Below are 14,361 nucleotides of genomic sequence, written 5' to 3'. Positions count from 1 at the left end.
ACCCATACGGAGTTTTCCTGATGACTGCTACAAAGCCACTCGGTATAACTGACGTTGTATTACGTGATGCTCACCAATCCATCTTAGCCACGCGTGTTCGCCTAGAGGATATGCTGCCTATCGCCGGCAAGCTTGATCAAGTTGGTTTTTGGTCAGTTGAAACATGGGGCGGTGCAACTTTTGATTCTTGTATTCGTTATCTAGGTGAAGATCCGTGGGAGCGTATCCGTGCGCTGAAAAAAGCCATGCCCAATACTCGGCAACAGATGTTACTGCGTGGCCAGAATTTGCTGGGTTATCGTCACTATGCCGATGACGTGGTGGACACCTTTGTTGAGCGTGCAGCGATCAATGGTGTTGATGTGTTTCGCGTATTTGATGCGATGAACGATCCGCGCAACCTTGATCGTGCTTTAAAAGCAGTCAAAGCCAATGGCAAGCATGCCCAGGGTACGATTTCCTACACCACCAGCCCCGTGCATAACATGCAAATGTGGGTTGATTTGGCTAAGCAAATTGAAGACTTGGGTGCTGATTCCATTGCCATCAAAGATATGGCGGGTATTTTAACGCCTTATGTGGCCTTTGAGTTGGTCAGTAAGCTTAAAGCCAGCCTGTCGATTCCTGTGCATATGCAGTGCCATGCCACCGCAGGTTTATCTTCAGTGGCTATTCTTAAAGCTGTAGAGGCAGGGATTGATAACGTTGATACCGCAATTTCTTCATTTTCTATGACTTACGGTCACTCGCCAACTGAGTCGGTCGTAGCAATGTTGCAAAATACTGAACATGACACCGGCCTTGATTTGTTGTTGCTGGAAGAAATTGCTGCTTACTTTCGTGAAGTACGGAAAAAGTATGCAAAATTTGAAGGAACGCTCAGAGGTGTTGACTCACGTATTCTAGTTGCGCAAGTGCCAGGCGGTATGCTGACGAATATGGAAGGTCAGCTGAAAGAGCAGGGCGCCAGTGACAAGTTTGATGAAGTGTTGGCAGAAATCCCACGCGTGCGTGAAGATTTAGGCTTTATTCCGTTGGTCACGCCGACCTCGCAAATAGTCGGTACCCAGGCAGTGATTAACGTGCTGACCGGTGAGCGTTACAAGTCGATCACCAAAGAAACTGCTGGCGTGTTAAAAGGCGAGTACGGTGCCGCGCCTGCGCCGTTTAATGCTGAATTACAAGCGCGGGTCTTGGATGGTGAAAAAGCGGTTGAATGCCGCCCTGCCGATCTGATTGAAGATGAGGTTGAAAAACTCACCGCTGAGCTAACAGCTCTAGCCAAAGAGAAAAACATACGTTTAGCTGATGATGTGATTGATGATGTCTTAACCTACGCTCTATTTCCGCAGATTGGCCTTAAGTTTTTAGAAAATCGCGATAATCCTGATGCGTTTGAGCCGATGCCGACGGGCAATGAGCTTGCTGCAGGTGCAGATTCAAGTCCGCAAGCTTATACCGTTGAAGTCAATGGGCAAACCTTTGTTGTGCAGGTTAATGAGGGGGGTGATATTGAAGGTCTGAAACCGATTGGTGAGGCCGCTGCCTGTGCGCCTGTTTCTGCACCGACTGGTGCGGGAGATCCACAAGGTGCGCCTTTAGCAGGTAATATTTTTAAAGTATTAATCAAGCCAGGGCAGGCTGTTGATGAAGGTGAAGTCGTCATTATTTTAGAAGCCATGAAAATGGAAACTGAAATTCGAGCGTTCCGTCGTGGTGTCATTGGCAGCGTAAACGTGCAAGTGGGTGATGCCGTCTCGGTTGGCGATAGCCTGATGACCATAGTATGAGGGTTGCATAATGGATAAGCTCTTAAATCTATGGCACAGCACGGGCATTTATCAACTTGAGGCTGGGCAAGCCTTGATGATAGTGCTGTGTCTGGGTTTGGTTTTCTTGGCGATACGCAAAGGTTTTGAGCCGTTACTGCTGATTCCAATCGGTTTCGGTGGTGTTTTGGCCAATATTCCAGCAGCAGGCATGGCAGAAACCGGCGGCATATTAGCCTTGTTGTATGATGTGGGCTTACCGACCAGCGTGTTTCCGCTGCTAATCTTTATGGGTGTCGGTGCTATGACCGATTTTGGCCCGATGCTGGCTAATCCAAAAACCTTGCTCTTAGGTGCTGCCGCGCAGTTTGGTATTTTTGGTACCTTATTGGGCGCCTTAGCCATCGGCATGCTGGGTATTCCTGGCTTGGAGTTCACCCTCAAAGAAGCCGCATCAATTGCTATTATTGGTGGTGCGGATGGACCAACATCGATTTATGTGACATCGCGCTTAGCACCAGATCTGCTGGGGCCCATTGCCGTAGCAGCGTACTCCTATATGGCGCTGGTGCCGTTGATTCAGCCGCCAATTATGCGTGCGCTAACCACACCGGCAGAGCGCGCCATTGTTATGTCGCAGTTACGTCATGTGAGCCAGGCTGAGAAAATCATCTTTCCGTTGGTTTTATGTTTGCTGATCGGCTTGCTGTTGCCGGACGCAGCACCACTGGTAGGTATGTTCGCCTTTGGTAACTTGATGCGTGAAAGTGGTGTGGTTGAGCGTTTAGCAGACACCTCACGTAATGCATTGATTAATATCGTTACCATTGGCTTGGGTTTGACAGTTGGCTCAAAGTTATCTGCTGAATCATTCTTGCATATGAAAACCCTGGGTATTTTGTTGCTTGGTATGGTGGCGTTTAGTGCCGGTACTGCAATGGGTATTGTCATGGCGAAAATCATGAACAAGTTCAGCGCCATTAAAATCAATCCCTTGATTGGTTCTGCTGGCGTCTCAGCGGTGCCGATGGCGGCGCGCGTATCCAATAAGGTTGGGCTTGAGTCTAACCCGCAAAACTTCCTACTGATGCATGCAATGGGGCCCAACGTGGCCGGCGTGATTGCTTCTGCAGTAGCGGCGGGTGTGTTGCTAAGTTTTGTCGGCTAGCGCAGGTGTTTTAAAGCTACTGACTTAATAAAGGTCGCCACTGGGGCGGCCTTTATTATTTTAAATGTGTGTTTTTATTCTATGTGGACTGCTTCTTGCATTACATGGAGGCAGTGATCGCCTTTGCGTCAATATTTAGTGCTTAAGCACTTGAATCAATAAGAGAATGTTCTGTGAATAACTCGCAACTAAAAAGTAATATGCACTCCGGCCTAGCTTTGCTCAAAAGGGGCAACTTGGGCGTGCCTTTGCTGTTGTTGGTCATTTTAGGAATGATGACGCTGCCCGTCCCGCCGTTTTTACTGGACGTGCTCTTTACTTTTAACATTGCTTTGTCAATTGTTGTGCTTCTGGTCGGCGTATATGCCATGCGTCCGCTGGATTTTGCTGCGTTTCCGACTATTTTGTTGGTCGCAACCTTATTGCGCTTGGCGCTTAACGTGGCTTCCACGCGTGTGGTGTTGTTGCACGGGCATGATGGTGGTGATGCTGCAGGTAAAGTGATTCAGGCCTTTGGTGAAGTGGTGATCAGCGGTAACTATGTCGTGGGTGCCGTGGTCTTTGCGATCTTGATGATCATTAACTTTGCCGTGGTAACTAAAGGTGCGGGGCGCATTTCCGAAGTCAGTGCACGTTTTACCTTGGACGCGATGCCAGGTAAACAAATGGCGATTGATGCTGATTTAAACGCCGGTTTGATTGATCAAGAACAAGCCAAAATTCGTCGCAGTGATGTGGCCCAGGAAGCAGATTTTTATGGCTCGATGGATGGTGCCAGTAAGTTTGTCCGTGGTGATGCGATTGCGGGATTGTTGATTCTGTTTATTAACCTGCTCGGCGGTATTGCCATTGGTATTGCCCAGCACTCAATGAGTTTTGTGGATGCCGGTAAGGTTTATGCGCTATTGACCATTGGTGATGGTCTGGTTGCACAAGTGCCGTCGCTGCTGTTGTCTACTGCTGCGGCGGTAATGGTAACGCGAGTGACCACCTCTGAAGATATGGGCGAGCAGATCAATCGGCAGATGTTTACCTCGCCTAAAGCCTTGGCTGTATCAGCTGCTATTTTAATTGCCATGGGTTCTGTGCCGGGCATGCCGCATGTGTCATTTATTGGTTTAGGCTTGCTGGCAGCTGGTGGTGCGTTTCTGATTTGGCAGCGCGAAAATAAAAAAGAGTTGGCGATTGTCGAGCAAGAGCAGCGTGAACAGGAGCAACTGCCAGCACCGGTAACCGCAGAAAATCGCGAGCTGGGTTGGGATGATGTTAAGCCGGTGGATATGGTGGGTTTGGAGGTGGGCTATCGCTTAATTCCATTGGTGGACCGTAATCAGGGTGGTCAGCTGTTAGCGCGAATTAAAGGTGTGCGCAAGAAGCTGTCGCAAGATCTGGGCTTCTTGATGCCATCGGTGCATATCCGCGATAACTTGGATCTGTTACCGAATGTCTATCGTCTAACCCTGATGGGGGTGACTGTGGCTGAAGCTGAGGTGTATCCAGAGCGTGAGTTGGCGATTAACCCGGGGCAAGTGTTTGGTACGCTCAGTGGTGTGGCTACCCATGATCCTGCCTTTGGCCTAGAGGCTGTATGGATTGAGCCTAGCCAGCGTGATCAAGCGCAGTCTTTGGGTTACACCGTGGTTGATACCAGCACCGTAGTGGCCACCCACTTGAACCAAATTCTTAACAAACATGCACATGAGCTGCTTGGCCATGAAGAAGTGCAGCAACTGATGCAAGTGCTGGCAAAGAGTTCGCCTAAGCTGGCGGAAGAGCTGGTGCCAGGCATGGTATCGCTGTCGGCGTTACTCAGAATTTTGCAAAGCCTCTTGCAAGAGCAAGTGCCAGTGCGTGATATCCGCAGTATTGCTGAGGCCATAGCTGAAACAGTTGCACGCAGTCAAGATATTGACGTCATCGTTGCTGCGGTGCGGGTTGCTTTATCACGTGCAATCGTGCAAAGCATCGTCGGGCTTGAGCCAGAGCTGCCTGTGATTACTCTGGAGCCAAGGTTGGAACAGATATTGCTTAACAGTATGCAGAAGGCCGGGCAAGGTTCAGATGAGGGTGTATTGCTCGAACCTGGAATGGCTGAAAAATTACAGCAGTCTCTTATTGAGGCGGCGCAGCGTCAGGAAATGCTTGGTAAGCCAGTGGTCTTGTTGGTCGCTGGGCAGATTCGAGCCATGATGTCGCGCTTTGCTCGGCTGGCCGTACCCAGTATGCATGTGTTGGCTTACCAAGAGATTCCAGATAACAAGCAGGTGACTATCGTGGCAACGGTAGGACAAAATTGATCGAGGGCTGACTTATGCAAGTCAAACGATATTTCGCAGCAGATATGCGCCAAGCAATGAATCGAGTACGTGAAGAATTAGGCGCTGATGCGGCAATTATTTCCACGCGCCGTGTTGCTGGCGGTGTTGAGCTTACCGCTGCCCTTGATTATCAAGCACAGCCTACACCGGCCCGACCCAATCCGGCCCTAGAGGCAGAGTTGCGTAAGACGCAAGCGCAAATTATGCAGGCGCACGCAGGTTTGCAGGCCCGTGAGGAGGATGGCGCAACAGGTAAAGAGCGCCAGTTATTAGAGCAGGTGATGCAGCGCGTCAGTACTGAACCTAGTGCAACAGCCCATGCACAGCATAGCAGCGCAAGTCATCTCGAAATGGCAGCGATGCGCTCTGAGCTCAACAGCTTGCGTGAGTTATTAGAGATGCAGCTGGGCAATATGGCTTGGGGTAACCTGCAAGCACAACAGCCTGTGCATGCCGCATTGTGGAAGCGCTTTCAGAAAATGGGTCTTAGTGCCGATGTTATACGCCCTGTGTTAGAGCGGGTTGCTCAGGAAAAAGATCAACAGCAAGCTTGGCGCATGGCGCTAGCCTATCTGACGCACGCGGTTCGCACGCCTAGTATTGATCCTGTGGATGAAGGTGGCGTGATTGCTTTAGTGGGGCCAGCGGGTATGGGGAAAACCACCACGCTCGCTAAGCTGGCTGCGCGTTATGTGTTGGCACATGGGGTCAACAGTATTGCTTTGGTGAGCATGGATAGTTATCGCATTGGCGCGCAAGAACAGTTAAAAACCCTTGGGCGTATTTTAAATATTCCGGTGAGTTATGTTGCTGACGGCGAAACCTTGGCGGACACATTAAAACCACTGGCACATAAGCGTGTGATTTTAGTTGATACTGCAGGTCTACCTGCCAGTGATCCTGCTTTGGGTTTGCAGTTAGATAATTTAGCGGCGCTTGGTATGAAAGGTAAAAATTACTTAGTGATGGCGGCGACCAGCCAGGGAGAGGTGTTGAAGGCGGCTTGGCATGCTTATAAGCGTTGCGGTTTGGCTGGGTGTATTATCACTAAGCTAGATGAGGCAGTGAATATGGGTGAGGCATTGAGTCTGGCAATTGGCCATGGTCTGCCGGTAGCCTATACTACAGACGGCCCTAAAATACCTGATGATTTGCAAGTGCCGCGCAGCCATCAGCTGATCAGTCGAGCTGTGCGCCTGCAAAGCTCGCAAGAGCCAACAGAAGAAACAATGGCGCAAATGTGTGTAGGATCTTCGCAAGCCGTACAGTACGTCGGCTAGAGTTCAGTGAGCAAGGTATTGAAAACATGACAAGTAAACATAAACAGCCTGTACAGGTAATTGCCGTAACCGGCGGTAAGGGAGGCGTTGGTAAAACCAACGTTTCTGTCAACTTAGCTTTGGCACTGGCAGACCTTGGCCGCAAAGTGGTGTTGCTTGATGCTGACTTTGGTCTAGCAAATGTGGATGTATTACTTGGCTTGCAGCCCACGCATAACTTGGCAGATGTGATGGATGGTAAATGCGATTTACGTGACGTTTTGTTGGCGGGGCCAGGCGGCGTGAGAATTGTTCCAGCGTCCTCAGGCACGCAAAGCATGGTTGAGATGACGCCGATGCAGCATGCGGGCTTGATTCAGGCATTCAGTGAACTGGGTGATAATATAGATGTGTTGGTCATTGATACTGCTGCAGGTATTGGTGATTCGGTCACCAGTTTTGTGCAAGCTGCGCAAGAAGTAGTGATGGTCGTTTGTGATGAGCCAACCTCAATTACCGACGCCTACGCGTTGCTTAAACTGCTTAATCGCAATCACGGTATGACCCGTTTTCGGGTTTTAGCCAACATGGCACACAGCCCGCAAGAAGGTCGCAACTTATTTAATAAACTGGTTAAAGTGACCGAGCGTTTTTTAGATGATGTAACGCTACAGTATCTGGGCGCTGTGCCTTACGATGAAATGGTGCGAAAAGCAGTACAGAAGCAGCGTGCAGTGTATGATGCGTATCCGCGCGCCAAAAGTTCGCTGGCGTTTAAAGGTATGGCGCAAAAAATTGATAGCTGGCCTTTGCCCAGTACGCCACGTGGGCATTTAGAGTTTTTTGTGGAGCGGTTAGTTAATCACACTGGAACGGAATAAAATGCATGACAAGGTCTAAAGGTCTGCAAATGTATAGCAAAGCGCAAGGTGCTGATGAGCAGTCATTATTGATTGAACAGCATGCATCATTGGTCAAGCGTATCGCTTATCATATGCTTGGGCGTTTACCGGCTAGCGTGCAAGTCGAGGATTTGATTCAAGCTGGCATGATAGGTTTGTTGGAAGCAGCGAAAAAATTTGATGCCAGTAAAGGGGCGAGCTTTGAAACCTTTGTCGGTATCCGTATTCGTGGTGCTATGCTTGATGATTTACGCAAAGGTGATTGGACTCCGCGCTCAGTGCACCGCAATACACGCATGGTCAGCGATGCAGTGCGCGCTATTGAGGCGCGCACTGGGCGTGACGCTCAAGATTTAGAAGTAGCGGCCGAACTCAATATGAGTCTGGATGAATATTATTCGATTTTAAATGACACCCAAGGCAGTCGTTTATATAGCTTTGATGATTTGCTTGATGAGGGTGATCAGTATGATACGCAGAGCGCACAGCAGCAGCCGCAACGTGATATTGAAAAAACGCACTTTAAGCAGGCGCTAGCTGATGCAATAGACACTTTGCCCGAGCGCGAGCGACTTATAATATCACTGTATTATGATGAAGAATTGAATTTGAAAGAAATTGGTGAAGTGTTAGGTGTCAGCGAGTCTCGGGTCAGTCAGTTGCACAGTCAATGTGCTGCTCGCTTAAGAGCGCGTCTGGTTGATTGGCAAGAATAAAACACTGCGCCAAATAAGATTAATGGTATAAGCATGCAGCCTTTAATAGAGCAAGGGCTGAATCAAAATGGCTTGGAGGTTAGCTTGGATAAAAATATGAAAATCCTCATTGTTGATGACTTTTCAACAATGCGCCGGATCATCAAAAACCTCTTGCGAGACCTCGGTTTTACCAATACGGCCGAGGCGGATGATGGTGCGACAGCTTTGCCTATGCTGCAGAGCGGAAATTTTGATTTTTTAGTGACAGACTGGAATATGCCAATTATGAGCGGCCTTGATTTGTTGCGTGAAGTACGCGCTGACGACAAGCTCAAACACCTGCCAGTACTGATGGTAACGGCTGAAGCCAAGCGTGACCAAATCATTACAGCAGCACAAGCAGGTGTTAATGGCTATGTTGTTAAGCCATTCACTGCGCAAGCGCTGAAAGATAAAATTGAAAAGATTTTCGAGCGTGTTAACGGCTGAGCATTAAGTAGTGGGTGAGTTATGGAACATGATAAAAGCAGTGAGACTGAGTTTGCGGCAGCGGTCGCGCTACATGCTCCTCAGCTGCAGCAGAGCCTTTTAAAAGGTGACTTGCAGGAAGCAACACAAATTATTGCGCAAATCAGCCAAGTTCGTTTGCGCAAGCTGTACGTTGAGGTCGAGCGGTTAACGCGCGAGCTGCACAGTACAATTCTAGATTTTGATATTGATCCACGCAATCCGCATGCCCAAGAAATGTCACAAATAACCGATGCGTCTGCGCGCTTACAGTATGTGGTCAATATGACTGACCAAGCGGCTAATAGCGCACTTGACTTAGTTGAAGAAAGTGTACCTTTGTTGACCCATCTTAGTCATGAGACGCAAAACATATCTGCTGACTGGCAACGCTTTATGCGTCGAGAAATGCAAGTGACCGAGTTCCGTACACTAGCAAAGCGCATTGAAACGTTTTTGTTGCGCAGCCTGCATGACAGTAATCAGCTTACCGCCAATTTAAACGAAATTATGATGGCGCAAGGCTTTCAAGATTTAACCGGACAAGTCATTAAACGGGTGATAACGCTTATTGCTGATATTGAGGAAAATCTCTTAAAGCTAGGGGTTATGGCCTATCAGGTTGATAGTGTAGCGGGCATTGAGCGCTCAAATGAAGACTTATGCAAGCAGGCTCTTAAGAAAAATAATAGCAATGCAGGTGATGGACCACAGATTCATGCCAATAAGCATGATGATGTTGTGACTGACCAAGTGGATGTGGATGACCTGCTGTCCAGTTTAGGGTTTTAGGGGGAGCGCACATATGGGCTTTGATGCAGATGAGGAGATTCTCCAAGACTTTATAGTTGAGGCTGGCGAGATTCTAGAGTTGCTATCTGAACAGCTGATTGAGCTGGAAGGTAGCCCTGACGATATGAATTTGCTCAATGCGATATTTCGAGGCTTTCATACCGTTAAAGGTGGCGCAGGTTTTTTACAGCTTAATGAGTTGGTCAGTTGCTGCCACATTGCAGAAAATGTCTTTGATATTCTGCGCAAAGGTGAGCGTAGAGTCACACCGGAACTGATGGATGTTGTTCTGCAAGCGTTGGACAGTGTCAACGTGATGTTTCAAGAAGTGCGTGATGGCGTAGCGCTTACCCCGGCGAGTGATGAGTTGTTGGCCGAGTTAGAGCGCTTAGCACAACCAGACAGCGAAGAAGAGGCTGCTGTTGCAGAAACCCAAGAGTCAGTGGTGCCCCAGCAATCAAGTGCTGCAGATCAAGCAGATGCTGAATTTGAGCATCTGCTTGATGCTATTTCAGAGCAGAGCCCAGCGCTAGCGCATAGCAGTTCCGGCCAAGCAGATGATTCAAGCAGCGATATTATTACTGACGAAGAGTTTGAAGCGCTGCTGGATCAATTGCATGGCCCTGTAGGCGAACCGGCAGTGCCAGAGAGCCAGCCGCTGGAAATGCATGCTGCTGCAGCGTCTGATCAAATTACTGATGATGAATTTGAAGCCCTGTTAGATCAGTTGCATGGTGAGGGAAAATTCAATGCAGATACGTCTATTCATGGTACGTCCGCAGCAGATTCAGTTGCTTCAGCTGGTGCTTGTGAAGCGTTAGATGTAGCACTTAGTGATACCTCTTCTGACATTACGGATGATGAGTTTGAGTCCTTGCTAGACAAGTTACATGGCAAGGGTAAGTTTGATGTTCACGTTAAAAGTTCTGCTGTAGATACACAAAATGTAGCAGCAAAAAAACCAGCCGAAAGCTCTGCAGCTGTAACGCAAAAAACTACGCCGCCAGCTCGCTCTGCTGCGCCTGCAGGGCGTGCACCTGAGATTGAAACAACTGTGCGCGTCGATACTGCTCGCTTAGACGACATCATGAACATGGTCGGTGAACTGGTCTTGGTGCGTAACCGCTTGGTTCGTCTTGGGCTCAATAGTGGTGATGAAACCATGTCTAAAGTGCTCGGCAACCTAGATGTGGTTACAGGCGACCTGCAGGCCGCCGTGATGAAGACGCGCATGCAGCCGATCAAGAAAGTCTTTGGCCGCTTCCCACGTTTAGTGCGCGATATGGCGCGGAGTTTAAAAAAGCAAATACGCCTCGAGCTGGTGGGAGAGGAAACTGATTTAGATAAAAACCTCGTTGAAGCGCTGGCCGACCCATTGGTGCACTTGGTGCGCAATTCTGTGGATCATGGCATTGAGATGCCTGACGAGCGGGAAGCGGCAGGAAAAGAGCGAGAAGGTCGCGTTATTTTAGCGGCTGCACAAGAAGGTGATCATATTCAGCTCACCATCAGCGATGATGGAAAAGGTATGGATGCCAATGTATTGCGCAATAAAGCCGTTGAAAAAGGCATGCTTGATCGAGAAGCAGCTGATCGCTTGAGTGATTTAGAGTGTTATAACTTAATTTTTGCAGCAGGCTTTTCTACCAAAACCGAAGTCTCAGATGTGTCAGGGCGCGGTGTTGGCATGGACGTGGTGAAGACTAAAATATCTCAGCTCAACGGTAGTGTAAACGTATATTCAACGCCAGGGCAGGGCTCGCAAGTGGTGATTAAAGTACCACTGACTTTAGCTATTATGCCCACTTTGATGGTGTTGCTCGGTGATCAAGCTTTTGCTTTTCCGCTGGTTAGTGTTAATGAAATTTTCCATTTAGATTTATCACGCACCAATATTGTTGACGGACAAGAAGTGGTTATCGTGCGTGATAAGGCACTGCCTCTGTTTTATTTAAAGCAGTGGCTCTTACCCAATGAAACACATACTGAGCAGACAGAAGGTCATGTGGTGATTTTGGCTGTGGGTAATAAACGCATTGGCTGTGTTGTTGATCAGTTGGTTGGTCAAGAAGAAGTGGTGATCAAACCCTTAGGTAAAATGTTACATGGTACGCCAGGCATGTCGGGCGCAACTATCACTGGTGATGGTCGTATAGCACTAATTTTAGATGTTCCTGGCTTGTTGGAAAATTATGGGCAGCGCTACTAAGCTTAAAAAGAGCGGATGTAACTTTTGGAGTATGTATGACAGTCAAGGTTCTGGTGGTTGATGACTCAGGTTTTTTTAGACGCAGGCTGACCGAAATACTCTCCTCGGATGGCAATATTGAGGTGGTGGGTACAGCAGCTAATGGTCGGGAAGCCGTTGAACAAACGCTAGCTTTGCGGCCTGACGTGATCACCATGGACTACGAAATGCCAGTGATGGATGGCATTACTGCGGTTAAAAATATAATGCAGCGCTGTCCTACACCGGTATTAATGTTTTCATCACTAACCCATGAAGGTGCGCGCATCACCTTGGATGCACTGGATGCTGGCGCATTAGATTATATACCGAAAAACTTTGAGGATATCTCTCGAAACCCACAGCGGGTTAAACAGATGCTATGTGATAAGGTGCATTTGTTGGCAAAAAGTAATCGAGGCGTTTGGTCGCGTCCGGCCTCAGTTCAGAGTGCGCCCGTCGCTGCAAAAGCAGTACCTGCACGTGCATCAGCACAGCGCCAACCTGCAGCAGAGATATCACCCGCGCTGGTAGCACGGCCAGTAACAACGTCAGTACCGTTACGCAGTCAACGGGTAGCCAATGATACTGCGCTAACGGCCTCTAGTAACAACCCTGAGCGTAAAGCCTATAAATTGGTTGCCATCGGTACCTCTACAGGTGGGCCTGTTGCTTTACAGCAGGTTTTAACTCAATTACCTGCGAGTTTCCCAGCACCTATTGTAATCGTGCAGCACATGCCAGCAGCCTTTACCAACGCTTTTGCCGAACGTCTGAATAAGCTGTGCAATATTGATGTAAAGCAAGCTGAAGAAGGGGATGTGCTGCGTCCAGGTTTAGCCTTGCTGGCTCCTGGCGGCAAACAAATGATGATTGATACGCGCGGTATGGTGCGTATTTTACCGGGTGATGAGCGGCTTAACTACAAACCCAGCGCAGACATCACCTTTGGCTCTGCAGCTAAGGTCTTTAGTAATAAAGTATTGGCGCTTGTGTTAACGGGGATGGGGGCTGATGGGCGTGAAGGGGCGCGTTTGCTCAAACAGGCCGGCAGTCAAGTCTGGGCACAAGATGAAGCCAGCTGCGTGATTTATGGCATGCCAATGGCTGTTATTAAAGCAGGTTTAGCCGACTGCGTTTTTAGTTTAAATGATATTGCTGGACACCTTGTAGAGGCGTGTAGCTGATGGATGTGCTCAGCCTACTCGGGTTGGTGATGGCCTTTGTCGCCATCATCGGTGGTAATTACCTCGAAGGCGGACATATCAGCGCGCTAATCAATGGCCCTGCAGCTTTAATTGTATTTGGCGGCACCTTTGGTGCGGCCTTATTGCAGACACCGATGAGCCACTTTAAGCGTGCCATCCAAATTGTTAGCTGGGTGATGTTTCCCCCTTATGCCAACCTGCCAGCGGCCATTAATAATGTGATTGGCTGGAGTATGACTGCACGCAAAGATGGCTTGCTCGGACTTGAGGCTATTGCTGAGTCTGAGCTGGACCCTTACGCACAAAAAGGACTACAGCTGCTGGTCGATGGTATGGAGTCAGAAGGCATTCGCAGTATTTTAGAGGTGGATTTGTACACCCAAGAAGACCGTGATTTACAAGCAGCCAAGTTCTTTGAGTGCATGGGCGGCTATGCACCAACCATTGGTATTATTGGCGCGGTGATGGGCTTGATTCACGTGATGGGTAATCTGGCTGATCCCTCGCAATTGGGTAGTGGCATTGCTGTTGCCTTTGTTGCCACTATTTATGGAATTGGCTCAGCTAACCTGTTGTTTTTACCTGTTGCCAGTAAAATTAAAGTTACAGTGATGCGTCAATCACGTTATCGCGAAATGCTGCTAGAGGGTATTTTATCAATTGCTGAAGGCGAAAATCCGCGCTCAATTGAACTCAAGCTGCAAGGGTTTATGGAATAAGCATGGCACGCCGACGCAGAAATGAAGAACCTATCAACCATGAGCGTTGGTTGGTGTCGTATGCTGACTTTATTACGCTGCTCTTTGCTTTTTTTGTTGTGATGTATTCCATTTCATCGGTTAACGAAGGTAAATACAAAGTCCTATCTGATTCGATGGAAGGCATTTTCAAACAGGCAGAGCGGTCAATTAGACCGATTCCAATTGGTGATGAACGCTTTAAAGGGCAGGCTCATGCTGATGATGTCAGTATAATTTCTGGCGGGCTTGCGCGCGAGCCGCTAGACAGTATTGCTGAACAAATACGTGAGCAATTTGATGGCTTGTTAGAGGATGGTCAGCTCTATGTGCGCGCTAACGAAATGTGGCTTGAGCTTGAGTTGAGTTCCAGTTTGTTATTTCCCAGCGGCGATGCCGTTCCACACCAAGATGCGTTTGACATTATTGAAAAAATTTCTGCCATTTTAGCGCCTTTTGGAAATCCTATTCAGGTTGAAGGCTTTACCGATAATCTGCCGATTAGTACGGCGCAATACCCAACCAACTGGGAGCTGTCAGCAGCGCGCGCGGCGAGTATTGTGCGAATGCTCGTGATGGAAGGTGTGCAGCCAGAACGCCTAGCTGCAGTGGGTTACGGTGAATTTCAGCCGATTGTTGCAAACACAGACGCTGCCGGACGGGCGCGCAATCGTCGCGTGGTGTTAGTGATTTCCCGTGATGTTAATAATCGGCGTCAAACACTAATATCTAACGATCAGGATTGATGCTTCGTTAGATATGGCATGTAGATTGCT

Annotated in this window: 12 protein-coding genes; all 12 read left to right on the top strand. The window is 48.6% G+C overall.

Features of this window, described 5'->3' with window-relative positions; all coding sequences use genetic code 11:
* Positions 1 to 20 precede the first annotated feature (20 nt).
* The 12 genes from oadA (at position 21) to motD (ending at position 14,331) form a co-directional block, all read left to right on the top strand.
* Positions 21 to 1,790 (top strand): sodium-extruding oxaloacetate decarboxylase subunit alpha, encoded by a 1,770-nt coding sequence (gene oadA, locus FXF61_RS08085; protein ID WP_151184787.1) that lies wholly within the window; start codon positions 21 to 23, stop codon positions 1,788 to 1,790.
* 10 nt (positions 1,791 to 1,800) lie between these two features.
* On the top strand, positions 1,801 to 2,937 hold the full coding sequence (locus FXF61_RS08080; protein WP_151184786.1) for a sodium ion-translocating decarboxylase subunit beta: 1,137 nt from the start codon (positions 1,801 to 1,803) through the stop codon (positions 2,935 to 2,937).
* 200 nt (positions 2,938 to 3,137) lie between these two features.
* Complete coding sequence (gene flhA / locus FXF61_RS08075) at positions 3,138 to 5,234, top strand: flagellar biosynthesis protein FlhA (RefSeq protein ID WP_371921508.1); 2,097 nt, start codon at positions 3,138 to 3,140, stop codon at positions 5,232 to 5,234.
* 14 nt (positions 5,235 to 5,248) lie between these two features.
* Positions 5,249 to 6,535 (top strand): flagellar biosynthesis protein FlhF, encoded by a 1,287-nt coding sequence (gene flhF, locus FXF61_RS08070; protein WP_151184784.1) that lies wholly within the window; start codon positions 5,249 to 5,251, stop codon positions 6,533 to 6,535.
* Positions 6,536 to 6,561: 26 nt separating this feature from the next.
* A complete protein-coding gene (gene fleN / locus FXF61_RS08065) occupies positions 6,562 to 7,395 on the top strand; it encodes a flagellar synthesis regulator FleN (RefSeq protein WP_371921487.1) in 834 nt (277 codons plus the stop codon).
* A 5-nt stretch (positions 7,396 to 7,400) separates the two neighbouring features.
* The gene (locus FXF61_RS08060) at positions 7,401 to 8,132 is read left to right on the top strand and encodes an RNA polymerase sigma factor FliA (RefSeq protein WP_151184783.1); all 732 of its coding nucleotides are present in this window, start codon (positions 7,401 to 7,403) and stop codon (positions 8,130 to 8,132) included.
* Positions 8,133 to 8,228: 96 nt separating this feature from the next.
* Positions 8,229 to 8,603, top strand: coding sequence for a chemotaxis response regulator CheY (locus FXF61_RS08055; protein ID WP_178087340.1), 375 nt, complete (start codon positions 8,229 to 8,231; stop codon positions 8,601 to 8,603).
* Between the two features lie 21 nt (positions 8,604 to 8,624).
* On the top strand, positions 8,625 to 9,413 hold the full coding sequence (locus tag FXF61_RS08050; protein ID WP_151184782.1) for a protein phosphatase CheZ: 789 nt from the start codon (positions 8,625 to 8,627) through the stop codon (positions 9,411 to 9,413).
* A gap of 13 nt (positions 9,414 to 9,426) precedes the next feature.
* The gene (locus FXF61_RS08045) at positions 9,427 to 11,622 is read left to right on the top strand and encodes a chemotaxis protein CheA (RefSeq protein ID WP_151184781.1); all 2,196 of its coding nucleotides are present in this window, start codon (positions 9,427 to 9,429) and stop codon (positions 11,620 to 11,622) included.
* A 35-nt stretch (positions 11,623 to 11,657) separates the two neighbouring features.
* The gene (locus FXF61_RS08040) at positions 11,658 to 12,827 is read left to right on the top strand and encodes a chemotaxis response regulator protein-glutamate methylesterase (RefSeq protein WP_151184780.1); all 1,170 of its coding nucleotides are present in this window, start codon (positions 11,658 to 11,660) and stop codon (positions 12,825 to 12,827) included.
* The gene (locus FXF61_RS08035; protein WP_151184779.1) at positions 12,827 to 13,567 is read left to right on the top strand and encodes a flagellar motor protein; all 741 of its coding nucleotides are present in this window, start codon (positions 12,827 to 12,829) and stop codon (positions 13,565 to 13,567) included. The genes FXF61_RS08040 and FXF61_RS08035 overlap by 1 nt, the downstream gene beginning before the upstream one ends.
* 2 nt (positions 13,568 to 13,569) lie before the next feature.
* On the top strand, positions 13,570 to 14,331 hold the full coding sequence (motD, locus tag FXF61_RS08030) for a flagellar motor protein MotD (RefSeq protein ID WP_151184778.1): 762 nt from the start codon (positions 13,570 to 13,572) through the stop codon (positions 14,329 to 14,331).
* The last annotated feature ends 30 nt before the right edge of the window (positions 14,332 to 14,361 follow it).

This window comes from Pseudomonas sp. C27(2019), assembly GCF_008807395.1.
GTDB lineage: Bacteria > Pseudomonadota > Gammaproteobacteria > Pseudomonadales > Pseudomonadaceae > Denitrificimonas.
This window is presented reverse-complemented; position numbering and strand designations above follow the sequence as displayed.